General features: G+C 37.5%; 24 protein-coding genes, 1 tRNA gene and 1 pseudogene. 18 read left to right on the top strand and 8 right to left on the bottom strand.

All coding sequences use genetic code 11. The annotated features are described in order from the left end of the window. Nucleotides 1-2 precede the first annotated feature (2 nt). Complete coding sequence (locus FC84_RS07220) at nt 3-1,490, bottom strand: helix-turn-helix domain-containing protein (protein ID WP_057757274.1); 1,488 nt, start codon at nt 1,488-1,490, stop codon at nt 3-5. Nucleotides 1,491-1,710: 220 nt separating this feature from the next. On the opposite strand from FC84_RS07220, the gene FC84_RS07215 reads away from it, so the two are divergent. From FC84_RS07215 to FC84_RS07205, 3 genes are read left to right on the top strand one after another with little or no spacing between them, the layout of a single operon-like run. After that, nucleotides 1,711-2,148, top strand: a complete 438-nt coding sequence (locus FC84_RS07215; RefSeq protein ID WP_057757272.1) for a hypothetical protein — start codon at nt 1,711-1,713, stop codon at nt 2,146-2,148. Between the two features lie 57 nt (nt 2,149-2,205). After that, nucleotides 2,206-4,395 (top strand): Tex family protein, encoded by a 2,190-nt coding sequence (locus FC84_RS07210; protein ID WP_057757268.1) that lies wholly within the window; start codon nt 2,206-2,208, stop codon nt 4,393-4,395. Then, entirely contained in the window at nt 4,388-4,843 is a 456-nt protein-coding gene (locus tag FC84_RS07205) for a SprT family protein (protein ID WP_057757266.1), read from the top strand. Before FC84_RS07210 ends, FC84_RS07205 begins: the two co-directional genes overlap by 8 nt. Before the next feature lie 101 nt (nt 4,844-4,944). Here the strand turns inward: FC84_RS07205 and FC84_RS07200 are convergent. After that, nucleotides 4,945-5,029 (bottom strand) — tRNA-Leu (locus tag FC84_RS07200). 214 nt (nt 5,030-5,243) lie between these two features. Here FC84_RS07200 and nagB point away from each other — a divergent pair. From nagB to FC84_RS07185, 3 genes are all read left to right on the top strand, one after another. After that, nucleotides 5,244-5,957 carry a glucosamine-6-phosphate deaminase gene (gene nagB / locus FC84_RS07195; protein WP_057757263.1) on the top strand — a complete coding sequence of 238 codons (714 nt, stop codon included), beginning with the start codon at nt 5,244-5,246 and terminating at the stop codon, nt 5,955-5,957. A gap of 188 nt (nt 5,958-6,145) precedes the next feature. Continuing rightward, nucleotides 6,146-7,714 (top strand): amino acid permease, encoded by a 1,569-nt coding sequence (locus tag FC84_RS07190; protein ID WP_057757261.1) that lies wholly within the window; start codon nt 6,146-6,148, stop codon nt 7,712-7,714. A 137-nt stretch (nt 7,715-7,851) separates the two neighbouring features. Continuing rightward, complete coding sequence (locus FC84_RS07185; RefSeq protein ID WP_057757259.1) at nt 7,852-8,469, top strand: ECF transporter S component; 618 nt, start codon at nt 7,852-7,854, stop codon at nt 8,467-8,469. A 50-nt stretch (nt 8,470-8,519) separates the two neighbouring features. Here FC84_RS07185 and FC84_RS07180 read toward each other — a convergent pair whose 3' ends face one another. Beyond that, the gene (locus FC84_RS07180; protein WP_151425816.1) at nt 8,520-9,164 is read right to left on the bottom strand and encodes a hypothetical protein; all 645 of its coding nucleotides are present in this window, start codon (nt 9,162-9,164) and stop codon (nt 8,520-8,522) included. A gap of 411 nt (nt 9,165-9,575) precedes the next feature. Here FC84_RS07180 and FC84_RS07175 point away from each other — a divergent pair, with 411 nt between their 5' ends. The 7 genes and pseudogenes from FC84_RS07175 to purB all read left to right on the top strand — a co-directional run bounded on the left by FC84_RS07175 (nt 9,576) and on the right by purB (nt 15,719). Beyond that, nucleotides 9,576-9,776, top strand: coding sequence for a cold-shock protein (locus FC84_RS07175; RefSeq protein ID WP_057757256.1), 201 nt, complete (start codon nt 9,576-9,578; stop codon nt 9,774-9,776). Between the two features lie 150 nt (nt 9,777-9,926). Next, entirely contained in the window at nt 9,927-10,418 is a 492-nt protein-coding gene (locus FC84_RS07170; RefSeq protein ID WP_057757254.1) for a GNAT family N-acetyltransferase, read from the top strand. A gap of 139 nt (nt 10,419-10,557) precedes the next feature. Next, on the top strand, nt 10,558-11,196 hold the full coding sequence (locus FC84_RS07165; RefSeq protein WP_083479579.1) for a glycoside hydrolase family 73 protein: 639 nt from the start codon (nt 10,558-10,560) through the stop codon (nt 11,194-11,196). A gap of 140 nt (nt 11,197-11,336) precedes the next feature. Then, nucleotides 11,337-11,921: a xanthine phosphoribosyltransferase gene (locus FC84_RS07160; RefSeq protein WP_057757253.1), complete on the top strand. Its 585-nt coding sequence runs from the start codon at nt 11,337-11,339 to the stop codon at nt 11,919-11,921. A 32-nt stretch (nt 11,922-11,953) separates the two neighbouring features. After that, nucleotides 11,954-13,243: a nucleobase:cation symporter-2 family protein gene (locus FC84_RS07155; protein WP_057757250.1), complete on the top strand. Its 1,290-nt coding sequence runs from the start codon at nt 11,954-11,956 to the stop codon at nt 13,241-13,243. A 42-nt stretch (nt 13,244-13,285) separates the two neighbouring features. Beyond that, complete coding sequence (locus FC84_RS07150; protein WP_057757248.1) at nt 13,286-14,407, top strand: ATP-grasp domain-containing protein; 1,122 nt, start codon at nt 13,286-13,288, stop codon at nt 14,405-14,407. A gap of 12 nt (nt 14,408-14,419) precedes the next feature. Then, nucleotides 14,420-15,719: pseudogene (gene purB, locus FC84_RS07145) on the top strand (adenylosuccinate lyase). A gap of 75 nt (nt 15,720-15,794) precedes the next feature. Here the strand turns inward: purB and FC84_RS07140 are convergent. Beyond that, on the bottom strand, nt 15,795-16,427 hold the full coding sequence (locus tag FC84_RS07140; protein ID WP_057757246.1) for an NAD(P)-dependent oxidoreductase: 633 nt from the start codon (nt 16,425-16,427) through the stop codon (nt 15,795-15,797). Nucleotides 16,428-16,573: 146 nt separating this feature from the next. Here FC84_RS07140 and FC84_RS07135 point away from each other — a divergent pair, with 146 nt between their 5' ends. Further along, nucleotides 16,574-17,056 (top strand): 8-oxo-dGTP diphosphatase, encoded by a 483-nt coding sequence (locus FC84_RS07135; RefSeq protein WP_057757244.1) that lies wholly within the window; start codon nt 16,574-16,576, stop codon nt 17,054-17,056. A gap of 53 nt (nt 17,057-17,109) precedes the next feature. Here the strand turns inward: FC84_RS07135 and FC84_RS09150 are convergent, their stop codons facing one another. Both FC84_RS09150 and FC84_RS07130 read right to left on the bottom strand, forming a co-directional pair. Continuing rightward, a complete protein-coding gene (locus FC84_RS09150) occupies nt 17,110-17,241 on the bottom strand; it encodes a hypothetical protein (RefSeq protein WP_263970762.1) in 132 nt (43 codons plus the stop codon). Continuing rightward, nucleotides 17,228-17,680, bottom strand: a complete 453-nt coding sequence (locus FC84_RS07130; protein WP_057757242.1) for a nitroreductase family protein — start codon at nt 17,678-17,680, stop codon at nt 17,228-17,230. The genes FC84_RS09150 and FC84_RS07130 overlap by 14 nt, the downstream gene beginning before the upstream one ends. Nucleotides 17,681-17,862: 182 nt before the next feature. Here FC84_RS07130 and FC84_RS07125 point away from each other — a divergent pair, with 182 nt between their 5' ends. The 3 genes from FC84_RS07125 (at nt 17,863) to FC84_RS07115 (ending at nt 23,391) form a co-directional block, all read left to right on the top strand. Further along, nucleotides 17,863-18,429 carry a TetR/AcrR family transcriptional regulator gene (locus FC84_RS07125; protein ID WP_057757240.1) on the top strand — a complete coding sequence of 189 codons (567 nt, stop codon included), beginning with the start codon at nt 17,863-17,865 and terminating at the stop codon, nt 18,427-18,429. 30 nt (nt 18,430-18,459) lie between these two features. Next, nucleotides 18,460-22,350: an MMPL family transporter gene (locus tag FC84_RS07120; protein ID WP_057757238.1), complete on the top strand. Its 3,891-nt coding sequence runs from the start codon at nt 18,460-18,462 to the stop codon at nt 22,348-22,350. A 114-nt stretch (nt 22,351-22,464) separates the two neighbouring features. Then, entirely contained in the window at nt 22,465-23,391 is a 927-nt protein-coding gene (locus tag FC84_RS07115) for a Gfo/Idh/MocA family protein (protein WP_057757236.1), read from the top strand. Between the two features lie 51 nt (nt 23,392-23,442). Here FC84_RS07115 and FC84_RS07110 read toward each other — a convergent pair whose 3' ends face one another. Both FC84_RS07110 and FC84_RS07105 read right to left on the bottom strand, forming a co-directional pair. After that, entirely contained in the window at nt 23,443-24,189 is a 747-nt protein-coding gene (locus FC84_RS07110) for a YibE/F family protein (RefSeq protein ID WP_057757234.1), read from the bottom strand. Further along, complete coding sequence (locus FC84_RS07105) at nt 24,186-25,268, bottom strand: YibE/F family protein (protein ID WP_057757232.1); 1,083 nt, start codon at nt 25,266-25,268, stop codon at nt 24,186-24,188. The genes FC84_RS07110 and FC84_RS07105 overlap by 4 nt, the downstream gene beginning before the upstream one ends. A 168-nt stretch (nt 25,269-25,436) precedes the next feature. On the opposite strand from FC84_RS07105, the gene FC84_RS07100 reads away from it, so the two are divergent. Further along, a complete protein-coding gene (locus FC84_RS07100; RefSeq protein WP_057757231.1) occupies nt 25,437-25,757 on the top strand; it encodes a heavy metal-binding domain-containing protein in 321 nt (106 codons plus the stop codon). Nucleotides 25,758-25,928 lie beyond the last annotated feature (171 nt).

The raw sequence follows: 25,928 nt of genomic DNA, 5'->3' as shown, positions 1-25,928 counted from the left end.
TTCTAATTCACACTTTCCATGATGTTGTTTAAAATGGTTGCTAACATTTCACGATCTAGTGCATTTAAACGACCAGCAAGAACGTATTGTTTAGCAAAGTGGTATCTTGAGACAGATAATGGAGAATCTGTAACTAGTAGGTCATATTTTTGCGTTGGTGTCGCAATTTCGATATCAAGATTAAAGCTACCGCTAAATTCACTTGCAAATTGTTCAACGAGATAAAGAGCTGAGAAATAATCCTTACGCGCAAAAATGCCGATTCGTAAATGATGTTTAGCGTACTTATGGCTGGACTCAATAAAACTTTCTAAAATTGAATAACCATATATTTTCATTGTATCTGAAATAGTTGGTTTGGAAAAATCGGTTAGTACTTTCTTAATAATTGGTTCGATCAAACTTTTTGTATACTTTGTTTGAGTGATACATTGATTATCCGTAGAAATAAACGTGATATTGCTTTGAAAAAAATAAATTTGTGTAAGTAGTTGCGTCAATACTGAGTACCAGCGTAAGGTGAAATTTTCTGGAAAATCGTCTAAATCAACATTTAGATTATCAGTGACAAACTCAACGATCCATTGAGCCGTATGCTTAATTTGAGAAAGAGGTGTAGGCCAGGTACCACCTAGCTTGAAGATAAAGTGGTTATTTGTATCGAAAATAAACATTGAAATTAAAAACAGATATAAATAAACACTTTTGAAACTACTACCTGCTTGAGCATTACCTATCGTAAAGCGTAGATAGACAGTTTGAACCTGATTAAATAGAGGATCACGGGTAATTTCTTTGAGTAACTGTTTAGAGACGCTATTGGTAGTTAACTCAATGGTGGAGCGCTTTTGTAAAATAAGCAGCCACAATGCCGCCCGCATTTTAGTATGATCATTGAAGGTAGTATCTAAAGAACTCTCCAATGCGGTAACGGTATGCTGGATTCGATCATTAGTAATGAGTGCGTGGATTTCATTGGTTGGGACAGAATTCCAGATTAATTCAAAGTAAAAATAATTAATTTGAAGTTCCTCGCCCACAATCCGTCCGTTTTTAATTGCTAAATTGAATTCATGTAAAAGTTCATTTAGATGATTTAAATATCGGTATAATGAACCCTCACTAATTGATAATGTCTGAATCAGCTGGATTCGAGTAAAACTTTGCTTGTGGAATAAGTACCGCAGGATCTGATATTCAAGTGAATCTGCTAAATAAGCATAATAAAAATCAAAAATATCAGTTGTGGGTTCCTTTTTTACTCGTACATAGGTAACAGAATCAACGTCCTCGATTTCGAGCGTTGCATTAATTTTAACTTCATCAAAGACGCTCTGAATATGAGTTAGAGCACCTGTTAAAGTGAAATTAGAAATATTCAACGTTTTGCGCAATTGAGATTTAGAAATTCTTGGTCCCGCAGCTAGAATAACCTTAACAATATCGATTTCGAGCGCGGTATTTTTATTAAGAAGTTGAAATAAATTCATAGGTTTTCCTTCATAAAATATAGTCAAGTTAAAGATAAAACGGACAGGTAAAAAAACAGACTGATAGCGATTACTAATAACTATTATCTTAGCATAAATAGGTACATTCAAAAATAATGAAATTAATTATGACAACTTTTTATTATGTGGGGGAAACCTCACTCGTTTCGTGAACATCTTTTGTTATAATAAAGCTATTAATTAAAAGGGCGGGAATAAAATGGCAAATAAATTACAACAAAAGGCGATGCGTTATGGCACCACAATTAATCAAGTAATTGAGCAGACAGAAAAGATGCAGGAGACACTTGATCCAATGTTTAAAGAGCTAAAAGAGAAAATGGTAGATCAGGAATTAGACGATCTTGCATTAGATCGTTATAACGAAATTCGCCAAGGTTTTGCGGCGGGAACGCAGACTTATACTGAGTTATTACGCCAGTTAAACCAAGCTCAAGCACCGGCACGATTAATGGGTAATCATCATTCATTAGTTAATGCGTTTAGTGATTTTGTTAAGGGCTGTCAAGCAATGACTGATAGTTTGCATGAAGATCAAACGATTGATGAAGGTCAGTTTGCTCAGGCTGAAAAAGATCAAGATGACGCCACAGAACGGTTAAGCAAATATTTAACTAAAATTGGCGCTTTTGCATAGTGGCCGTCTTAATAAGTTAACCAAGTCAGAATTGATTTTTAGGAGTCTTAAATTTAAATGAGTGAAGTTAGTATTGATCAAGCAGCAAAAAAAGCCACACAGCATAATCTGGACTTAAAACCACAAGCGATTACTGCGGTATTGACGATGTTGGCAGAAGGAAACACCGTTCCATTTATTGCTCGGTATCGTAAAGAACGAACCGGTAGTTTAGATGAGGTGCAAATTCGCCAAATTGAAACTGAATATCAACGAGTGCTCGCCTTAAATAAGCGTAAGGAAGAAGTTACACGCGCAATTGATGAGCAGGGTAAGTTAACGGCTGAGTTAAGTACAGCAATTGCTCAAGCAGATAAACTACAAAAAGTTGAAGACTTATATCTTCCCTACAAACAAAAGCGTAAAAGTAAGGCTACCATTGCTCGTGCTGCAGGTTTGGAACCATTAGCAGTAAAAATTAAGCAACAGCCACAATTAACTGAAGCACAGTGGCAACAAGAAGCTGAAAAAATGTTGAATCCCGAAGCCGAGATCAATGAAATTGAGGCTGTTTGGCAAGGCGTTCATGAAATTCTCGCTGATGAAATTAGCGATGAAGCTGATTTTCGTGATTGGACGCGCCATTTTGTTCAACAACAGGGGCATTTTGTCACGACGCTTAAGGATCAGGAAAATGATCCTAAAGGCGTTTATCAACTTTACTATGATTTCGATGAACCCTTGGTGAAATTAGTACCACACCGTGTTTTAGCCATTAATCGTGCTGAAAAAGAAGGTGTGATTAAGGCTGGTATTCAAACTGATGTCACGGAATTGTTGAAACGAATTAATCAGCACGTTAATTTGCAACGCAATGATTTTGCTGCGCTACAAATGAATGAAGCGGTAGCTGATGCCTATAAACGGTTTATAGGTCCGGCAATTGAACGTGAAATTCGTGCTAACTTAAAAGAAACGGCTGATAATCACGCTATTTCAGTTTTTGGCGAAAACTTACGTCACTTATTATTACAACCGCCGTTGAAAGGTAAAGTTGTTTTAGGATTTGATCCAGCTTATCGAACTGGCTGTAAGTTAGCCATTGTTGATGCTACGGGTAAGTTTTTAGATAAGTTGGTTATTTATCCTCACAAACCAGCGCCCGAAAAGCAACGACAACAAGCAATGCCACAATTCATCGATTTCATTGAAAAATATCAAGTCGAAATGATTGCAATTGGTAATGGGACGGCTAGTCGAGAATCGGAACAGTTCGTTGCCGAAACACTTAAAAAAATGACACGGCCGGTTTATTATGTGATCGTAAATGAAGCTGGTGCCTCTGTTTATTCGGCCAGTGATAATGCCCGCGCGGAATTTCCTGATTTACATGTTGAAGAACGTTCAGCAGTTAGTATTGCTCGGAGACTACAAGATCCTTTAGCCGAGTTGCTGAAGATTGATCCGCGTTCAGTTGGGGTTGGTCAATATCAGCACGATGTTAGCCAGAAGGCACTTGGCGCACAATTAGATATTGTGGTTGAAGATGTAGTGAACAATGTTGGCGTGAATTTAAATACCGCCAGTGTGGATTTATTACAACATATTTCTGGTTTGTCAGCGACAATTTCGGCTAATATTGTTAAATATCGTAATGAAAATGGCATCTTTAACAATCGCGCTCAGTTGCAAAAAGTACCACGATTAGGTCCGAAAACTTATCAGCAAGCGATCGGCTTTTTACGAATTATTGCTGGTAGTGAGCCACTTGATAATACCGATATTCATCCAGAAAGCTATGCGGTTGCTGAAAAGATATTACAAAAGTTGAACTTAACTAAGGCTGATTTGGGAACACCAGAATTACAAGCACTGTCTAAATTATTAAACGTTACACAATTAGCCGAGCAAAATAATGTCGGTGTTGAAACAGTCAATGACATTATTGCTGGTTTATGTAAGCCAGGTCGAGATTTACGGGATAATGTTCCCGCACCGTTGTTACGCCAAGATGTTTTATCAATTGAAGATTTAAAACCTGGTATGATCCTACAAGGAACAGTACGGAACGTGGTTGATTTTGGTGCTTTTGTTGATATTGGCGTTAAACATGACGGGCTAGTGCACATCTCGCAATTAGCGGATCGCTTCGTCAAGAATCCTAGTGCGGTTGTTTCAGTTGGTGATATTGTAAAAGTTCGGATTTTAAGTGTTGATTTAGATCGTGAACGGGTGCAATTATCAATGAAGGACATTAACGATGACTAATCAACAATTGCAACGGTTGGTTGAAGAAGTTTCTTTACAATATTTTCATCAACGGTTTCAGCATCAAGCCGTTTTTAACGCGCGGTTAAAAACAACTGGCGGTCGTTATCATATTAGTGATCACCATTTGGATTTTAATCCGAAGATGGCCTTAGAATTACCATTAGCAAGCTTTACTGCGATTATTAAACATGAGTTGTGTCATTACCACTTGCACTTAGCAGGATTGCCCTATGATCATTGTAGCCACGAATTTCGTCAACTGCTGCAACAAGTAGGTGGTTCTCGTTTTGCGCCACGCTTACCTAGTAATCAAGGAAAGTATCACTATTATTGTCAACACTGCCATTTGGATTATTACCGTCAACGTCGGCTTAATTTACAACGCTATGTCTGTGGACGCTGTCAGGGGAAATTGGTAGCAGTGCCAATGAGTCATGTGAGCTAGAATAAATAAAAGACTTGCCGTTCTTGTTGAGAATGGCAAGTCTTTTTTAATACAAAAAGCGCCTTGAGATTATCCCAAGGCGTTTAAACTAATTAATATAATGCGGGCAAGAAGACTCGAACTTCCACGACCTAAGCGGTCACAAGATCCTTAGTCTTGCGCGTCTACCAGTTCCGCCATGCCCGCAAACATTGCAAAGACTATTATAGGCTATTTAGAAAAAACGGTCAACCCAAAAATGAAAATTAGTGTGACATTTTTTAGTTGAGTTCAATACGTTGATTTTTAATAAAAATGTCTATAAAAAACTGAAATAAATTTTCGTTACCTTAGGTATTTATCTTGACAAAATTTTAAAATCGCGGTAAATTGGACTAGACCAAACAAGGAGGATACTGCGATGAAAGTTGAAATTTATAAAGATAAAAATGAAGGTGGCCAAGCAGCCTTCAATATTATTAAATCTGGTATTGAAAACGGTGCAAAGGTTCTAGGTTTAGCAACTGGTAGTACACCAATTACACTTTACAATGCAATGACTAGCAGTGATCTTGATTTTTCAAATATGACTTCTGTTAACTTGGATGAATATGTTGGTTTACCATTTGATAATGATCAAAGTTACCACTACTTTATGAAAGATAACTTATTCAACAAAAAACCATTTAAGATGAGCTATGTACCTGATGGTATGGCTGCAGATATTAATGCTGCTGCTAAAGAATATGACCAAATTATTGAAGATAACCCTATCGATGTGCAAATTTTAGGAATTGGCCGTAATGGTCACATTGGTTTTAATGAACCCGGTTCAGCCTTTGATAGCTTAACACATGAAGTTGATTTAACTCAATCAACTATCGATGCTAACGCTCGTTTCTTCGCTAATGAAGACGATGTTCCTCATAAAGCTATCTCAATGGGTATTGGTTCAATCTTAAAGAGCAAGAAGATTCTCTTGTTAGCTTATGGTGAAGATAAAGCTGATGCCATCAAAGCAACTATTGAAGGCCCTGTAACAACAGATGTACCTGCAAGTGCTTTACAAAATCATGATGATGTTATCTTTATTTTAGACGAAGCTGCTGCAAGCAAGCTCTCAAACAAATATTAAGATAATCTAATTTATAAGTTTTAAAGCATATTACTTTAAAAGACAATTCAAATAAAAAGAGATTGAAACGATTCGTTTCAATCTCTTTTTATGTATGGTCATTAAGCAGTAGCGACTAAGGCTATCAATTGTATTCCTTAAATCAGCGGCATACAATTAATTTAGACGTTGAATAAGGTAGGCAGATTATGACAACAAATAAAAAAATGAATTTTTGGGGCTTTTTTACCTTAACCGCGGCAATGCTAATGTCTGCCGATGAATATCCAGCTTTTGCACAATCAGGTCTACTGGCAGTTGTCTGTTTATTTTTAGCAGGTTTAATTTGGTTTTTACCAGTCGCATTATGCGCCGCCGAATTGGCTACTATTGATGGTAATAATGAAGGTGGCGTTTATACCTGGGTAAAAAATGTTTTAGGTGCACGGTGGGGCTTTGTTGCAGTTTTCTTCCAATGGTTACAAATTACCGTTAACTTTATCACGATGATTTACTTTATTATTGGTTCTTTGTCATACGTGTTGAAGTGGGACGCACTTAATACGAATCCTTGGTTAAAGTGGCTTTGCTTTTTACTGATTTATTGGGGCATGACGGCTTGGCAATTAGGCGGTGTTAGTAATACCGAAAAAATTGTTAATATTAGTTTTACCATCGGTATTGTGTTTCCGTCATTAGTTTTATTAGTTTTAGGATTAATCTATTTATTAGGTTCAGGTCAAGTGGCTTTCAATACAAATTGGGCTAGTAACTGGCAGACATTGACTCAGCACTTTTCAATTGCGACGATTGTTCCATATATTCTTGCGTTTACTGGTATCGAGGCTTCGGCAGCCTATATCACGGACTTAAAAAATCCGCGCAAAAACTATCCGTTGGAACTATTAACCTTAGTTATTTTTGCAATTGTTTTTGATTCTTTAGGGGGACTATCGGTTGCCGCCGTTGTACCTGTGGCTAATTTAACCTTGAATCAAGGTGTTATTCAAGCTGTTGGTCAAATGTTTGCCCGAACGATACCACTACTGCATTGGGGCGTTAATGTGATCGGGCTATTGATGGTTTTAGGCATGGTCGGCGAAATTAGTTCGTGGATTATTGGGCCCGTGAAATCTTTGTTTGTCACGGCGGAAGATGGCATTTTACCGCATTATTTTTTACACGTTAATCGTCATGATGTACCAGTTCGGCTTATTCTGGTTCAAGGTCTAATTGTTTCAGTGATCAGCTTCTTATTAACAGTTGTTTTTGGTGGCAATAATGGTGCCTATCAAATGGCAATGTCACTAACTGTCATGTTGTATTTAGTAACGTATATTTTGATTTTTGTTGCTTATTTACGGCAAATTAAACAAAAAAATAAACCAGAGCGAACGTTTAAGGTTCCTGGTGGTAAAATAGGTCAAACGCTAGTTGCAACCATTGGGTTAATATCATCGCTAATTGTGGTGGGTTCAACCTTTATACCAGGTAGTAACTTTAAAGCAATCTCTAAACTAAGCTATTTATTGATTATGATCGCCTTTTTGGTGGTGATTTTAGCGATCACTTTATTGATTTATCGTTTAGGGACGCAACGCCCTAAAAAGACTGACTATAATTGGAAAATTCGGCATCGTAAAGTAGAAGATGTGCAACGAACCGTTTTCCCACAGGGTCGGTATCAACATGAATTGAAATACATTGAAAAATCCTTAGATGATGAAAAGCAAAAAGTTACACATTACTTTTCACCAAGCAGTAAACGAGATGAGTAGACTAAAATGCTGCTGAGTTAAAGATTGAATTGAAAAATAATTAACAACGTTGTGGATTTAAATATTTAAGTGAATTGGCTACTCAGTTTTAATAATTTCAGGTAAAATTAAAGCAAGTTAAACTTGAGGTGAGTAAATTGAATCGAACACGTCAGCGCGCTCAAAGGATTGCCATCATTGGTATTTTTTCAGCTATCTTATTATTACAAACGTTTGTGCCATTTCTTGGTTATTTGACAATTATTCCGGGAATGCCAGGCATTTCTTTGATTTTAATTGTCGTCATGGTAGGTGCTATTTTAATGGGACCACGTGATGGCGCTATTTTGGGCTTAATTTGGGGGATTGTTTCATTAATTCATGCTTATACGACTCCCGGAACCGTCACGTTTATTTTATTCACTAATCCAATTATTGCAATATTACCGCGTGTGTTTGTTGGTTGGTTAGCAGGTGGACTGCCACGGCTTCTTGTCAAAACTAAGTTACCACAACCGTTCTCACTGGGATTGACTGGTCTTTTAGGCGCCATTGCCAATACCATGTTGGTTATTTTACTGACTAGTTTAATCTTTATGGGAAACTCGGCACCTTTATTAAATTTATTAGGATTAAAAGGTAATACGGATAATTTAATTATCTTATTGATGCTTTCTTTAGGTGTTAACGGGATTGCTGAAGCAATCGGTGGCGCAGTGGTGGTACCATTGTTAGCTATTCCTTTAAAACACGTTTGGGATCGTCGGCAATTATAATTAATTTTATTAAAAAAGGGTCTGAACGTTTTGTTCAGATCCTTTTGTTATTACTTTAACGCGGTCAACAATTTTTTGGCGTTGGTTAAACTGGAATTAATGTTGACTTGAAGAATCTCTAATTGTTGATTAACGGCGCCTAAGTACTGAGTGTTCTGAGAAATTAATTCATCTAGTTCATTATTTTCTTCAGTTAATAATTCAGGCGCATGTTTATACAATGCCGTTTGATCCTTTTTATAAGCGGTCATGAACTTGTTAAAACTTTCATGGTCTAATTGGACAATATGCAAAGCCTGAGTTAATTGCAGAATAGAACTATTAGGTAAATTGGTTAATTTTTTGGTTGCTGTATTTTTTAAACGAGCATTGATTTTTTCAATTTTCTTTTGGCTATCGGCAACCTGATCAGTCGCAGCTTGTGCTTTTTGATTAAGCGAATAAACTTTTGAATCCTGATCTTCTAATAAATTAGTATCGGGATTTTTTTTCTGAGCTTCAGGCATTTGTTGCTGTAACTGATTATAGGTATTTTCAATAATCGTTAATTGTTTTTTTTGAAGTTTGAGCTCGGTAATAACTGCTTCTGTATTATCTTTTAATTCTGTTTTGGTGTTGATCGTTTTTTGACAACTGGTTAGAATGAATAAACCAACCAGTAAAAGTGGTAAAAGATAACGCCGGTGTTTCATCACGACCGTCTCCTCCTAATGTCTTACAATTAAGGTATCATAAAATAGTAACAAGTTAAAGCGTAAACAATATTCGTACCGATTGATCGACTTGAAAAAGAACGCTGGTCTAAACCAATGTATTTAGTTCTTAATAGAAAGAACGGTTTAATCTTGATGGTACCCTTAATAATCAATGATTTAATTTTAAAATGCATAAAATAATGAATACGCGACAGCGCTTAACATTGTGAGAAATTAAAAAAATAAATGTTTATCAGCGAATAAAGCCTTGTATTTTAATATGGTGCATGGTAGTATGAGAGTTGTAGTTTTTGAATGGTATTGATTCGATTGTTCGTATAGACTTTCTTCCATTAGTACCACACAGAAATACAAACAAATTATTAGTCTCTTAGAGGAGGAAAAGTTCTAATGGAACAAGGTACAGTTAAATGGTTTAACGCAGAAAAAGGTTATGGTTTTATCACTCGCGAAGATGGTAGCGATGTATTCGTACATTTCTCAGCTATCCAAGGCGACGGTTACAAGACTCTTGAAGAAGGCCAAGCAGTTAGCTTCGACATCGAAGAAAGCGACCGCGGACCACAAGCCGTTAACGTAAACAAACTTTAATTTAATCAGTTAAATAATAGTTTTGGATCGACATTCGTGTCGGTCCTTTTTTTTGATATCTGCAATAAATACGTCACAACTTAGTGATTAGTTTAATAATTATTTATTATTTTGTTTAGTACATAAGTTTTATTAATAGGGAGAGCGTTAATGGAGTTTAAAGCGCAACTGACATCTGAATTAAGTTTGTGGCAGTTATCACCATTAGAAGCACGGGAGCAGATTGCCGCTTTATTATTTTTGGCGGATGAATCTTGGATGATGATCAATCGTTATTTACCCACTGCGACAATTTACGCACTTAGGCAGGCTGGAGAATTTGTTGGTAGTATTCTTGTAAAGGCACAAGATGAGACAACTTTAGAAATTATGAATATTGCCGTTATTCCGACGCACCAGCGGCATGGATTTGGACGTCAGCTCATTAACTTTGTTGAGCATGAGGCACGTCAACAAGGATGCCGACGTTTATTAGTTGGTACCGGCGATGGTTCAGTACAAAATATTGCGTTTTATATTCGTACCGGTTTTCGTTTTGCTGAAATTAAAACTAATTTTTTTGAGCGATATGAACAACCGATTATTGAAAATGGCATCCAACTACGTGATATGATTGTTTTAGCTAAGGAATTATTTATTTAAGAACTTTAGTTTCTATTAAGTTGTCAGATGATAACGGTGCCGATTTTGAACAAGAACCAACGCTATTGTAAAATAAACTCTAACCTCAACGATTAAAAATGACTGATTGTATACTTTAGGTATATTAAGGAGGAACAGTGTGACAAAGCGGCGAAGTTCGCACAATTTTTTTCAATTAGGGATCACAAATTTAGGCTTGATTATTATTGCGATAATTATCAGCGCGGTGCTGTTGCTAGCATTAGTTGATCGACAGCAGGCAACTAAGCCAAAAGAGGCGACAACGACAATGGCTCAATCAACGAACTCATCGGAAAAGCAAGACTTTATTGATAAGGTTGCACCAGAAGCAGTTCAATTAAAGGCGACCTATCAGGTATTGCCAAGTATTACAATTGCTCAGGCAATCTTGGAGAGTGATTGGGGACAAAGTCAATTAACTGCTAAATATAATAATTTGTTTGGCGTGAAGGGTGATCGCACTGAAAATACCAAAGAAATGACCACCCAAGAATATTTAAATGGTGAATGGAAAACAGTCACGGCCCGCTTCCGGGTTTATGCTTCTTATCGCGATTCACTACTTGAACATGCCCAGTTATTTCATAAAGGAACAACCTGGAATGCTAATCAGTATCAACATTTTTTAGCTGCAAAGAATTACCAAGAAGCAGCCAAAGCGCTAGAAACGGATGGCTATGCCACCGATCCCGGTTACGCTGAAAAATTGATTGAACTTATTCAGCAATATCATTTAGATGATTACGATAAACAGTAATTAGTGCGGTAAGGTTTTTTTATTTAATAAATGGTCCAGGAAAAAGTAATGACAGAGAACAAAATTGTCTCTCTAAATGGCGTTGTCATGCAGTGGACGCTGTGTTATGTTAAGATAAATAAAAATTGTGGAGGTTGATCATGCGCGAGTTAGAAGAAAGAATTAAAAATGATGGGCAAGTATTAGGCGAGGATGTCTTAAAAGTTGATAACTTTTTGAACCACCAAGTAGATCCTCAATTGATGTATCACATGGGAGAAGAATTTCATCGGTTATTTCAAGATAAGAAAATTACTAAGATTTTGACTGTTGAATCTTCAGGCATTGCACCAGCAGTAATGGCTGGTTTGATTTTCCAAGTGCCAGTTGTTTTTGCTCGTAAGCATAAATCTTTAACCTTAAAGAATGATTTGTATACCGCTAAGGTTTATTCATTTACTAAAAAGGTCAGTAACGAGATTTCTATCTCTAAAAAATTCTTAAGCAGCGATGATCATGTGTTGATTATTGACGACTTTTTGGCTAACGGTCAGGCTGTTCAAGGATTAATGGAAATTATTGATGCTGCCGATGCAACCCTTGAAGGTGTTGGTATTGTTATTGAGAAGACATTCCAAAAGGGCCGCCAGTTATTGGATGAAAATGGTGTTGAAGTTCAATCATTAGCTCGGATTAAAGCTTTTGAAAATGGACAAGTTGTTTTTGTTGATGAGGATCAGGATTAAGAGGAGATAGAGCCACGCAAGAAAAGTCGCAAATTTCAAACCCAAAAGCTGCCGTATTAGGTTTGCAGCATTTATTAGCTATGTATTCCGGATCAGTTCTAGTGCCACTGTTAATTGGTGGCGCGCTAGGATTTTCTGCGAAACAGCTAACTTACTTAGTTTCAATTGATATTTTTATGTGCGGATTGGCAACCTTTCTGCAGCTACGCAGTAATCGCTTCATGGGCATTGGCTTACCTGTTGTATTGGGCTGTGCCGTCCAAGCTATTGAACCATTAAAGATGATCGGCAAGAATTATAGTATTGGGGCAATGTATGGCTCCATTATGGTGGCCGGTTTAGTTGTAATTCTGATTTCCGGTTGGTTCGCTAAAATTAAAAAATTATTTCCACCAGTTGTAACGGGATCGTTGATTACAGTTATTGGCTTAACGTTGATCCCAGTAGCTATTGGTAATCTAGGCGGTGGTGATGGTGCTAAAGATTTTGGTGACCCGCGCTACTTATTAGTCGGTTTTATTACGATTGCGGTGATTTTGGCTATTAACGGGTGGGCTCATGGCTTTTTAAGATCGATTGCGGTTTTAATCGGTCTAGTTGTTGGGACCGTTGTTGCTAGTTTTATGGGAATGGTCTCATTACAACCCGTTGTTGAGGCTAGTTGGTTCCATTTTCCACAACCATTTTACTTTGGTACGCCTAAATTTGAACCGGCACCGATTCTAACGATGGTAATTATTTCGCTTGTTTCTATGGTGGAATCAACAGGTGTCTACTTTGCCTTAGGTGATATCGTTGATCGTCCAATCGGTGAGGAAGATCTTAAGAAAGGTTACCGCGCTGAAGGATTAGCAATTATTTTAGGCGGTTTGTTTAATACGTTCCCTTACACGGCATTCTCACAGAATGTTGGTTTAGTCCAAATGTCTGGCATTAAAACTCGTAAACCTATTTATTTTGCAGCGGGTTTCCTAGTGTTATTAGGGTTATTACCTAAAGCCGGTGCTTTGGCAACTATTATTCCCGATCCTGTTTTAGGTGGCGCGATGTTAGTGATGTTCGGTATGGTTGCCGTTCAAGGGATGCGGATGCTACAACCTGTTGATTTCTCCAAAGATAAGAATTTATTAATTGTCGCAACCTCAATTAGCGCTGGTTTAGGCGTCACGATTAAACCAGAAATTTTTAACGCTTTACCTGATCAAGCTAAACTATTCTTACAAAATGGGATTGTTGTGGCAAGCTTAGTGGCAGTGATTTTAAACTTGCTATTTGTTAAAATAAACTTTGGTGAGAAAGAAACTAAAAGTACAACGAACTGATAAATCATTCAAGTAACGACTAAAAGATTAGAGGGTTATTAAATGAGTTTTGTTTATCCACGCTCGTATGTTGGTATCATTGGTGGCGGCCACAGTAGTTGGCAGTTAGCTAATGCTGCTCATAAGTTAGGATTTTTGGTTAATATGTTATTATCTGATCCACACGATTTGGCCGCTCGCGCAGCTGATCGAGTATTAGTTGGATCATGCAATGATGTTAATTTATTGCGGCAGTTGGCTAACGCTAGTCAAGTTGTGATTTATACTAACGAAGAAGTCAGTGTTAATGCTATTAATGAAGCTCAAATTGCAGATAAAATACCGCAAGGAACTGAATTATTGACCATTACACAAGATCGCTATCTGGAAAAAGCGTTCTTAGAAGATCACAATATTATTATTCCACCCTATGCAATGGTGGTGTCATTAGCTGATATTCGTGGTGTGATTGATTCGATTGGTTATCCATCAATTGTAAAACCGATTCAAAAGGGTTTGGCTAATCAGTCTCATTATTTATTAGAAAAACCTGAAGATTTAGATCGTCTTGAAAATCACTTGCCTGATGGTAGTTATATTTTAGAATCATGGGTGCCAGGGGCTAAGGAATATACGATTATGGTTGGTAAAGATCAGGATCAAAAGATTCAAACTTTCCCAATTTTAGAGACGGTTTACCGTAACGGCGATTTTCATAGTGCCTTGGCTCATCAAAAGAACGAGCCAGAATTGATGACTGAAATTCAACGGGTAGCTAACGAAATTGCTAAAGATATTCATTATCAAGGCTTAATGAGCATTAGCTTCTTCGAAACACAAGCTGGTTTATTGTTTGTAAAGGGAATTTATTCTGGAACTAATGAAGCTGCTGATCTTTATGAAGCCGTATCTGGTTTTTCTCAGTATGAAATTCAATTGCGGGCTATTTGTGATTGGCCTGTTCCAGATTTATATTTACGCCAAGAAGGGGCTTTAATTGCTCTAGCAACTAGCGTGGAACCGCAAGTGTTTGCGGAAATCCAACGGCGTGTTAATTGGCGCTTTACATTTTGGCCACTTATTCAAGCAACCGGACATCATCAACCAACGCTTGGTGAGGCCGTTGTTGTTGCCAGTGACTATCAAGGGTTATTAGAATTATTAAGCGGAACTGAATTGTGGTAAGGAGTTGGACTAATGCTTGAACGTTATTCTCGTCCTGAAATGCAACAAATTTGGAGTTTACAAAATCAATACCAGTCTTGGTTGGAAGTTGAGGTTTTAGCATGCCAGGCTTGGTCAAAAGTTGGCGAAGTTCCTGAAGCCGATGCGTTAAAGATTACTGAAAATGCTAGTTTTACGACTGAGCGGGTTCAAGAATTAGAAAAAGTAACAAAACATGATGTTGTGGCTTTTACCCGTGCTGTTTCTGAATCACTTGGTGCAGAACGCAAATGGGTCCACTTTGGCTTGACTTCAACTGATGTTGTTGATTACAGCTCAGGGTTATCGTTTAAAGCAAGCAGACGACGTTTTACGGGCCGATTTAAACGAGTTATTAGCAACTATTAAGCAACGTGCGCTAGAATATCAAGATACGGTGATGATTGGGCGAACTCATGGTGTTCATGCTGAACCTACAACTTTTGGGTTAGTTTTGGCAACTTGGTATGCCGAATTACAACGTGATATTGAACGCTTTGAACATGCTGCTAGGGGTGTTGAAGCGGGTAAGATTAGTGGCGCTGTGGGGACGTTTGCTAATGTTCCGACGTCAATTGAAGCTTATGTTTGCGAGAAATTAGGCTTGCGAGCTCAAAATATTTCGACTCAAGTTTTACCACGGGACTTACATGCTGAATATATTAGTACGATTGCTTTAATTGCCACGTCAATTGAACGCTTTGCGTTAGAAATTCGTCATTTGCAACGGACAGAAGTGCATGAAGTTGAAGAACATTTTGCCGCTGGTCAAAAAGGTTCTTCAGCAATGCCGCATAAACGTAACCCAATCGGTTCAGAAAACTTAAGTGGTATTGCTCGTGTCTTACGGGGCTATCAAACGCCAGCACTAGAAGATGTTGGCTTATGGCATGAACGTGATATTTCTCATAGTTCAGCAGAACGGATTATTTTGCCAGATGCGACGACGTTGTTAGATTATCAATTAGCACGTTTTAATCGTATTTTGACTAATTTAGATGTTTTCCCAGAGCGGATGTTACAAAATATGAATTTAACCCATGGCCTAATTTTCAGTCAACGTGTGCTACTTAAATTAGTTGAAAAAGGCTTTAGTCGTGAAGAAGCTTATGACCTTGTTCAACCTAAGACGGCAGAAGCATGGGATCATGGTGCAGACTTTAAGACCTTATTGGCTAACGATCCTAAGGTAATGGCTAAATTAACGCCTGCCGATTTAGATGATGCCTTTGACTATCATTGGCATTTAAAGCGTGTGAATGAAATTTTTGAGCGTCTAGGTTTGGTTGAGTAAATTAAAGTTTTTAAATAGTTAAAACAAAAAGCCTTGAACAATTCATTGTTCAAGGCTTTTTTTGTTATTTCGTTTTTACATAGCACAAACGGTGTAGCGTTGTTGTTGATGTTCTGGTTCTTCAATTTCGTCTAACATGGCAATGGCATAATCGGCCATGCTGATTTCACTTTTACCATATTTACTAATTAATAATTGTTCTTGACCAACTTTATACTTACCAGTGCGAGCACCGTTAAGTAAGAAATCTTTAGAAGGACTAAGATAAGTCCAGCGCACACCATCTGAATTCTTCAAATAGTCTAGACCAGCGCTCATATTAATTGAAGTTGGTTTAAACTCATCTGGAAATTCATCAGTTTCAAAGAGATGAGTGGTTAACTTGGAGTCGACATATAAACTGCCGGCACCACCAACGACGAATAAACGTACATCAGTTCCTTTAAGAATATCGACTAAATGTTTCATGACTTGAACATGTTCTTCTTCTTCACCTTCAGGTGCATTGTAAGAACAGATCAAAACATCAAAATCTTGAATATCAGCCGTTGTTAAATTAAAAACATCTTTTTGTAAAAAGGTTAAGTGGTCTTGCGTTTCTTCAGGCACGTTACGCACAATGCCAGTTATTTCATGACCGCGAGTTAAGGCCTCATTAGTTAGGAAAGTTCCTACATGACCAGTAGCACCAATTATTCCAATTTTCATAATTATATCGCTCCTTTGGCAGCGTTTTCAACTACTGTTTAATCATAGGCGAATGCGTTAATTTTTACAAGTGATTAGGGATTCAATCTTGGTAGAAAATCGCTTAAATGATAAAATAAAAGCAATTAAATGTGAGGTGTTTAGTGATGCATCAACCAGAGCCGGCATTATTTTTGAATATGGTCATGATTGAAAACGGCGATGAAGTTTTAGTAGAAAATCGCGTTAAACAAGATTGGCCTGGTATTACTTTTCCAGGTGGTCATGTTGAAGTCAATGAATCGTTTGTTGATGCTGCTACCCGCGAAGTTTTCGAAGAGACTGGACTACAAGTAGCACAATTGAAAATGGCTGGATTATGTCAATATGCTGATTTAACGGCTGATCAACAACCGTTTCGCCGTGTGATCTATTTTTATCGAACTTCTCATTATACTGGTGAGATTAAGAATACTGGTGAGATTAAGAGTAGTCGTGAAGGGGAAATCTTTTGGCTAGCTAAGTCAGAACTTAAAAAGCAAACTTTGGCGGGCTCATTAAGCGACTTTTTACGTATTTTTAATGAGCCGGAACTGTCAGAATTACTTTATTTAGATCACGATGCTGAATTAAAAACAATTTTCAGATAAATATAAAAACGACCGTGTTACGAGTCATATGACTTCGTAGCACGGTCGTTTTGTTAATTAGCTTCGTTTAAAAAGCCTTGCTGGTGTAATATTTGTAATAATTCGTGACGTTTTTCAGGCACATTATTTAAACGTTGATAGATTTGATTCGTAAAAGTGTCAACACGCTGATTAGTTTCGCGCATGTCGTAATAGTCGTGGTTTTAATTGGGGTTCTTGATCAGGATAGCCAACTTCTAAGCCTAAAACTGGAAAAGTTAATTTGGGCAGCTGTAACAGTTCAATCAATTGAGCAGCGTCGTTTAAAATACTGCTAAGAATCACGGCACCTAGTTCCATACTTTCAGTAGCGTTAACTGTATTTTGCACGGCTAGGATTGCATCTGAGAAGGCGGCAATTGTGCGATCGGTATTGCCTAAACTATTTTGAGCATTGCCCATTTCTTGGCCAATAGTTACGTTGCGATATTCATCGGCAACGAAAATAAAAAGATGGCCATTAGCACCTAGATAGGATTGTTTGGTGATCTGGCGAATAGCAGCCTTTAGCTTGGGGTCGGTAACACTAATGATACTGAAAGCTTGTTGAAATTGAGAAGTAGCGGTATGACGCGCGACATTCACTAAAACTCCTTTGAAAAAATAAGTTAACATTATTATACGCTAATTAATTGTAAGTCATAACTGTTTTGCAAATAGAATTGAAAACACAAAAACATTTTCATTAATCTACAACTTGTAGATTGACATCTTCTTTGAGTAGGTATAGTATTGTTTTTTGTAAATTGCAGGAGGGGGTTCTTGGCATGACTAAGCGTCGAGTATTGGATAAAGATAAAGTTGCGCAAGCAGCAGCAGATATTGTCAAAGAGTCGGGCTTACCAGCCTTAACTTTTGGTACGCTAGCCAAAAAATTAGATATTAAATCGCAATCCGTTTATAATTACTTCCATAATTTAGATTCACTGCTGGAATATTTAGGCACTTGTTTGATGAGGGATTTATATGCGGAATTAGCAACGGGTTTAATTGGACTTTCTGGCAAAGAAGCACTTTTGAAATACGGCGAGATTGCCAGAACCTTCTTTTTAGCACAGGGAAAGCTAGTGGGGACTATCCAAACAATCCAAAATTATCCCAAAGATTCGGACTTTGTTCAGTCAATGGAGAAAGTTTTAGGAATCATTGGCAAAATTATGGATGGGGAGAAAGACATTAAGGTTGATCGTGTGACCTTTTTACAGGCCTTCATTAGCCAGGTTTTAGGTTTTACGTTGGTTGAGTCAATGGGATTTTTCGATACTTATGATGTGCCGCATAATACGGCCAGTTTTCGTAAAATGCTTGAGACAACAGCGGATGCATTTATTTAATTATTTTTGGGATTAAGGGAGAAGTAAATCATGCAGAAATTTTTTAAGAACCATTATGGCGCTTTAATTGCATGGCTAATTGCTGTCGTAGCAGCAGTTGTAATGTTGCCTGATATTACACAGTTAGTGCATGACAAAGGGCAAACAGAATTACCAGCCAATGTGCAAAGTAAATTGGCTGAAATTGACCAAGATGATTGGGGTCGCGGTCAAGGTAATACGCGTGAGGTTGTCGCTATTTTTAATAATGGTAACGACAAATTAACCGCCACGCAAAAAGAGCGAATTAATCAAACGCTGAAAGATATTCGCCGCGACAAGAAAAAGTACGGGATCAAATCAATTACGGCTGCAAATGATAATGCAGAAACTAAGAAACAATTAATTTCCAAAGATAAATCAACACAATTAGTGCAATTCTTAGTCGATAAAGACCATGATGATGGTTCTGTTACTAAGATGAATGATGAATTAACTAAGGCAGTTAAAACACCCGGTGTTAAAACTTATGTCACTGGTGCTGATATCTTAAATAACGAATTCGATTTGAAGACCCAACGCGGTATTCAAAAGACGGAAGTTATTGCCGCAGTCTTTATCTTCATTGTTTTAGTCTTAGTCTTTAGATCACCAATTGTGCCAATCATTTCTTTATTAACTGTCGGTGTATCGCTAATTACGTCATTGAGTATTGTGACGAACTTAGTGGATAAAGCTAATTTTCCATTTTCAAACTTTACCCAAGTGTTCATGGTTGTTGTCTTGTTTGGTATTGGGACAGACTACAACATTCTGTTGTACGACCAATTTAAAGAAGAGTTGAGTAAAGGGTTAAGCAACTGGGAAGCAACGCGCATTGCTCAACATAAGGCTGGTAAAACGATTCTTTACTCAGGATCCTCTATTTTAATTGGTTTCTCTGTTTTAGGTTTAGCCAACTTCTCAATTTATCGTTCTGCTGTTGGTGTTGCAATCGGTGTTGTTGTTTTGCTTGCTGTTTTACTAACGTTGAATCCATTCTTTATGAGTTTAATGGGCAAGAAGATGTTCTGGCCTTCTAAGAATTTTGACGGTCATTCATCAAGTAAGTTATGGCATGGCTTAGCTTCGCGCAGTGTGTTACATCCATTGATTGCTTTAGGCGTTGCTTTGTTAGCAACTTTACCATTTGTTTTAACTTACAAAAACAACTTAAATTATGATAACTTGCAAGAATTAGGCGACGATGTTGCTGCTAAGCGCGGCTTTGAAGTTGTTGAAAAACACTTCTCTAAAGGTACTGCTGAACCAACAACGTTATACATTCGTAGTGATCACAAGTTAGATAATGAAGCTGATTTAAAAGCAATTGATCAATTGACCCAAGCTTTGCAAGGCGTCGATGGCGTTAAAACCGTTGCCTCTGTTACGCAACCTGGTGGTAGCAAGATTGGCAAGCTATATGTTAAGGATCAAATGGGAACCGTTACTGATGGTATGACAGCTGCAGGTAAGGGGATTAAGACAATTAATTCTGGTTTATCTGAAGCTGAACAAAAATTAGCTGATAGTGATATGGCTGGTGGCTTAAATGATGTTCAAAAACTAGTTAACGGTACTAACCAATTGGTTTCTGGTAGTCAAGCATTACAAAATGGGACGAGTCAACTTGCCTCTGGTGCCAATACCTTGAACGACGGCGTCGGTACTTTAAACGCTGGTGCAAACAGTTTAAATAGCGGTATTGATTCATATACTGCCGGTGTTTCTCAACTTAATAGTGGTGCTTCTCAATTAGCTGGTAACTCAGACAAAATTACTGGTGGTATTGATCAATTAGTTAGTCAAAGTTCACAATTGCCATTGGCTGTTGCAGGATTGGATGCTTATAACACAGGCATTAATGATGGTGTAACGAAGATTAATTCATCATTAGCTAGCAAGCAACAAGACTTAGCACAGTTGACAGCAATGTCGAGCAAGATTTCTAGTTTGAAGCAACAAACAACAGAGATGAAGTCACAAATTGCTACTTTGAAGCAAATTCAACCTGAATTGGACCAGATGTCACAGTTGTTAAATACTATCTCTGGACAACGCGATAGTTTGAACCAATTGGCTAATGAAGCTGGTAATATTCAAGCACTTACTACAAAGTTAACGACGGCATTAGGATCTGTTGGTACTAATGACGGTAGTATTATGGTTAATAATGCTATGATTGTTGCCAGTGCTAATAGTATTATCAACGATGCAAATTCAACAGACGCATCCAAAGCGGCTGCACAAAAAATTCTAGATAGCGTTAAAAAATCAAATACTAGCGCTAATACTAACGTTCAAACGTTAACCGGTTTGAAGAAAGAACTGGCTAATATGCCATCTATTGATGCTGATCAATTAAAGCAAATGGTAGCTTTGATTCCTTCTGAACAAAAAGTGGCAGAAATCAATTCTCAATTGAGCAATGTTAAGACAATGATTAATTCTGCTGATTCATTATTAAGCCAAGCTGATAGTTTAACAGCTCAAGCTGGTAAGTTAAATGAGTTATCTTCTGCAATGACTGAATTAACACAAGGCTTATCACAACTTCAATCTGCTTCAAGTAAAGCTGCTTCAGTAGCTTCACAATTAAACAGTGGTGTTAACGGTAGTGGCGTTGATACATCAAGTGAAAGTGCTATTCAATCAACAATTAGTAATTCTAAGATGTTGTCACAACTTAACGAATTATCTGCGGGTATGACGCAATACGTTAACGGTGTAAACCAAGTTGCCTCAGGTACAAGTGAGTTGAATAACAACTCTAGTGCATTGAAGAGCGGTTCTAGTCAATTAGCAAATGGTACAAGTCAATTGGTAAGTGGTTCTAGTCAATTAGCAAATGGTACTAATCAATTGAATAGTCAAGTACCAACGTTAACGAACGGTTTAACACAAGTTCGCGATGGTCAAAAGACAATGTACTCAAGCTTACAAAGTACAGTTGGTCAAATGGCTACTTTACAAAATGGGTTAGGCGATGCTTCTGATGGTTTAACGACAATCGGTAGTGGCGTTAAATCTGCTAATAGTTATCTTGGTGGCTTGAAGAAATCTGCTGCCGGTGAATCATTCTATATTCCAAAGAGTGCTATTCATGGTAAAGACTTCAGTCAATCTGTTAAGACTTACATGTCTGAAGATAAGAAGATTACTAAATTGACAATCGTTCTTGATCAAAATCCAAGCTCAACTAAAGCGATGGATAAGATTCGTCAATTAACAACGCAATCTAAGAATAATATCAAAGGTACTTCATTGAACGATGCGAAGATTGCAATGGGTGGTCAAACATCATCAATTGCTGATACACAAAAAATTGCCAGTTCTGACTTTAGTCGAACAGCAATGATTATGGTAGTTGGTATTGGTTTAGCTCTAATGTTTGTAACCCGTTCGATTTTACAACCATTATTCATTATTGGTACGTTATTGCTCTCTTACTTCAGTTCACTGTCATTGACACGTTGGATTAGTGCTACTTTCCTTGGTCATTCACAATTGACTTGGAATACCCCATTCTTTACATTCATCATGATCTTCGCTTTAGGTGTCGATTATAGTATTTTCTTGATGATGAAATATCGTGAATTAGGGAATGAAATTCCTAATCCAAGTAAACGGATTGTGGAAGCATCAGGTGTCATCGGTGCCGTAGTTATTTCTGCAGCGATTATCTTAAGCGGTACGTTTGCTGCTTTAATGCCATCAGGCGTCTTGACATTAATTCAAGTTGCCTTAGGTGTCATCATTGGTTTGGTTATTCTGGTCGTTATTTTACCAGTCATCTTGCCAGCTGCGATCCATTTAACTTATGATCACAGTAAGAAAGATAAAACTAAAAACGATGCCAAAGAACCTAAGCATTCTAGCAAAACAACTGAAGAACAAGCTTAATTAATTACAAATAAAACCGTGAAGGACTGTTAATCAGTTCTTCACGGTTTTTGTTTTTACTGGTATTTGGGGATTAATTTTGTCATAATGATGCTTAGAAATGAGGAATTAAAGATGATTAAAATCGGTGTTATGGGGCTAGGTGGAATTGCTCAAAAAGCTTATTTACCAGTCATGGCAGAGATGCAAGATCAAGTTGAGTGGGTATTGTGTACACGTAATCTAGATAAGCTCGTCAACTTACAACGCCAGTATGGCTTTAAGACAGCTGTTCAAACGGTTAGAGAATTATTGGCTCAAAAAATTGAAGCAGTATTCATTCATACGCCGACCAGTACGCATGCTACTTTAATCAAAACCTTTTTAGAAGCGGGCGTCCATGTTTACGTAGATAAACCAGTTAGTGATAATTACAGCGAAGTTAAAGCTCTTTATCAATTAGCCGATGAACGTCATTTATTGCTAACGGCTGGGTTTAATCGGCGCTTTGCACCTTTTGAAGCCCAGCTCGTCACTCAACAACAGCCGGCTGTTATCAAAGTTGAAAAGAATCGCGCTAATACGGAACAACCCGTTGAATTTGCTATTTTTGATTTAATGATTCATGCAGTTGATACAGCGTTGTTTGTGGGTAATATACAGGCTAATGAGCCGTTTACGCATCGGTATCAACTTAACAGTGAACAAGGCATAATTCAATATTGTGCCATCACCATTCGCGCTCAACATCAACTAGTAACCGCTAGTGTTAACATGCAAGCCGGTGCTAATTTAGAAGTAACTGAAGTTCAGCAGCCCACGGGGACGCAACGCTTGAGTAACTTAACTGAACTAACAACTTTAACAACATCAAAAACCCAAGTACAAAGATTTCCTGATTGGACACCAACACTAGAACAACGTGGTTTTGCACCACTTATTCGGGCTTTTGTAGCTGCAGTCAAAGATCCAGCACATCCTAATCCGGTCAGCCCTACATCCAGCTTACTGTCACATCAACTATGCCAAGATTTAGTGACTGAGTATCAAACATCTATCTAAAAAATAACAGTCGGCTATTTAGCCGGCTGTTATTTTGTCTAATAATTCTAATTATAATTTCTTCGAACGTGAAACAACCAAGGTTGTTAAGGGGATAACTAGTAAAACACCAATAATTGAATAACACATAATCAAAAACTCTTGGGCGAAAAGTTTATCATTGAGAATTTGGCTGATGGTGTAATTTAAACGAGTGTACCAAATGAATAATGCTAAAAAGCTACCAAAGAAGCCAAATAAAATTGTGTTAACTGCTGTCCCAAGAATATCTTCGCCAATATTTAAACCACTTTGATAGAATTTAGCCATGCTAAGTTGTTGATTTTGTCGTTTTAATTCAATTAAACCGGCACTCATGGCTACGGCCGCTTCACTAATAGCACCTAGTGTACTGAAAATGGCAACCACGACGCCGATTGCGGCAAAACTTAATCCTGGTGCATCTGAAAGCCCGATTAAATCTTCGCCTGACTGTTCGCCAATTCCAGGTGCTTGAGCTAAGAAGTTAAAACCTAAAATTAAAACAACAATTATCACCGTTACAATAAAGGAAATGAGAAAAGATTTATCGGCAATTTTTGTTTCGTTAGTACCCAAATAAATGATGGTTAACAATTTTAAAGGTACGAAGCAAGCAGCGGTAAGTGCAATATTGGCACCCCAACTAATCAATAAAGCAACTATAAAGACTAGTCCAAAATTGATGATGATACTTAAGTAACTTTTAATACCAGATCGGCCTCCAACAATGACCATCAAGGTCAGTAGAACTAACAGTAATGCCAGCATTGTACTCATTGGTGGCCCTCCTTTTTAATGAGAAAATAATAGGCACAAATTGTGGCAGTGGGTACTGTTAAAACAATACCAATTGCAGAGATTAGACTTTGTAAGACGCCTAAAGACAAGGTGTACTCAAAAGTATAAGCAATCGTATTATTATTCCTTAAATAAAGAATCGTCATCGGTAGTGCGTCAGCCATAAAGATCAAGAAGAGTACGTTAATTAGCGGCCCCATAATTTCTTGGCCAATTGCTCGGCCACTGTGCCAAAGTTGTTTGCCCGTAATTTTAGGATTGTGATAAATGATTTCGCTAAGACTAGAGACAATGTCCGTGGACTCATCCATGACCGCTCCTAAGACGCCTAGCAAAGTTTGGCCAATAAACAACGACCGCGGATTTTGGGTGGCATATTCAACCGCCATATAAGTAATGCCGCGTTCATTGGTCAAGCGCATAATCAAATAACAAAGCCCAAAAGAAATTAAGAGTGCAACAATCGTGCTGGTTAGCATCGCCCACATTTTCTTGTGGATTCCTTGATAAAGAAGGAAAGAAACGGTTGCGAAAATAATAGCAGCTAAGCTGTAAATCATAATCGTTCCCGATCCGTTTTTTTGAATGTCGAAATGAATCACAACATAAAAGATGACAGTATTCAGCAATAACGACATCAACACTAGCCAGGACTTAGCGCCGATTAAAACAACCATTAATAAGATTAAAGTGAAAACCATTAAGATAATAACCCAATCTCGTTTAACATTGCTGATGGTCAACTGGCCATTACGGACTTGAACAAAGACACGCTGATTTTTATGATACTTTTGATCTTCAAGTTGTGATTGTTCATAAGTGTTTTTGAGATGATAGCTTTGACCGCGATGTTGATGATTGAGCACTTTTAACGTTAATTTTTGAGTGATTTCATGGTCAGTATTGTCATACTGATCTTTAACCTTCTCAGCACTAATTTTCTTCGCCTGGGTGACCACAGCAATGGTTGATTGATAATTTGTATTAAAATACGTCAATAAAACGGTACCGAGACCAATAAATAAGATAATAATTGAGTACCAATATTTTTTTTGCAAGATAATCACCAACTTTTCTTTCAATAGTCTATTCTAGTGGTCAAAGAAATCAAAAGTCCAATGATCACTTAATTTTGTAAAAATATTTAAGGAATTGGGACAACAGCTATTAATTGTTTACGGCGTTTAAAAACGATAAAATGAAGAAAAAGGATGGAGTGTGGCAAAATGATTATTACTACAACCAATGCTGTTCAAGACTGTGAAGTTAGTGAATATCAAGGGATCGTTTTTGGCGAAGTTATTACTGGTATTAATATGTTTAAAGATATTGGCGCCGGGTTACGTAATTTAGTTGGTGGTCGTTCTAAAGGTTATGAAGATGAATTGACCAAAGCTCGTGAAGAAGCAATTAACGAAATGGGACATCGTGCTGAAAAATTAGGAGCCGATGCGGTCATTGGGATGAAGATGGATTATGAAGTGCTTGGTTCTGATAATGGTATGTTAATGGTAACGTGTAGCGGGACAGCAGTAAAATTAAGATAGCTATATTTAAGTGGTTGCCAGTTTTTGGTAATCACTTTTTTATTATGTGTCACTCTGTGGGAAACGGATAAAAATATGACAGGACTGCAACAGCAGGATGTGTTTTTGATTCATTTAAAAATTCTAGCAGATCGGATCAAACGTTTGTGTTTACAAAATGTTTGAATTGTT

The organism is Lapidilactobacillus dextrinicus DSM 20335 (assembly GCF_001436095.1).
Classification (GTDB): Bacteria; Bacillota; Bacilli; order Lactobacillales; family Lactobacillaceae; genus Lapidilactobacillus; species Lapidilactobacillus dextrinicus.
Note: the sequence above shows the minus strand (reverse complement) of the source record. Positions and strands in the feature narration are given on the sequence as shown.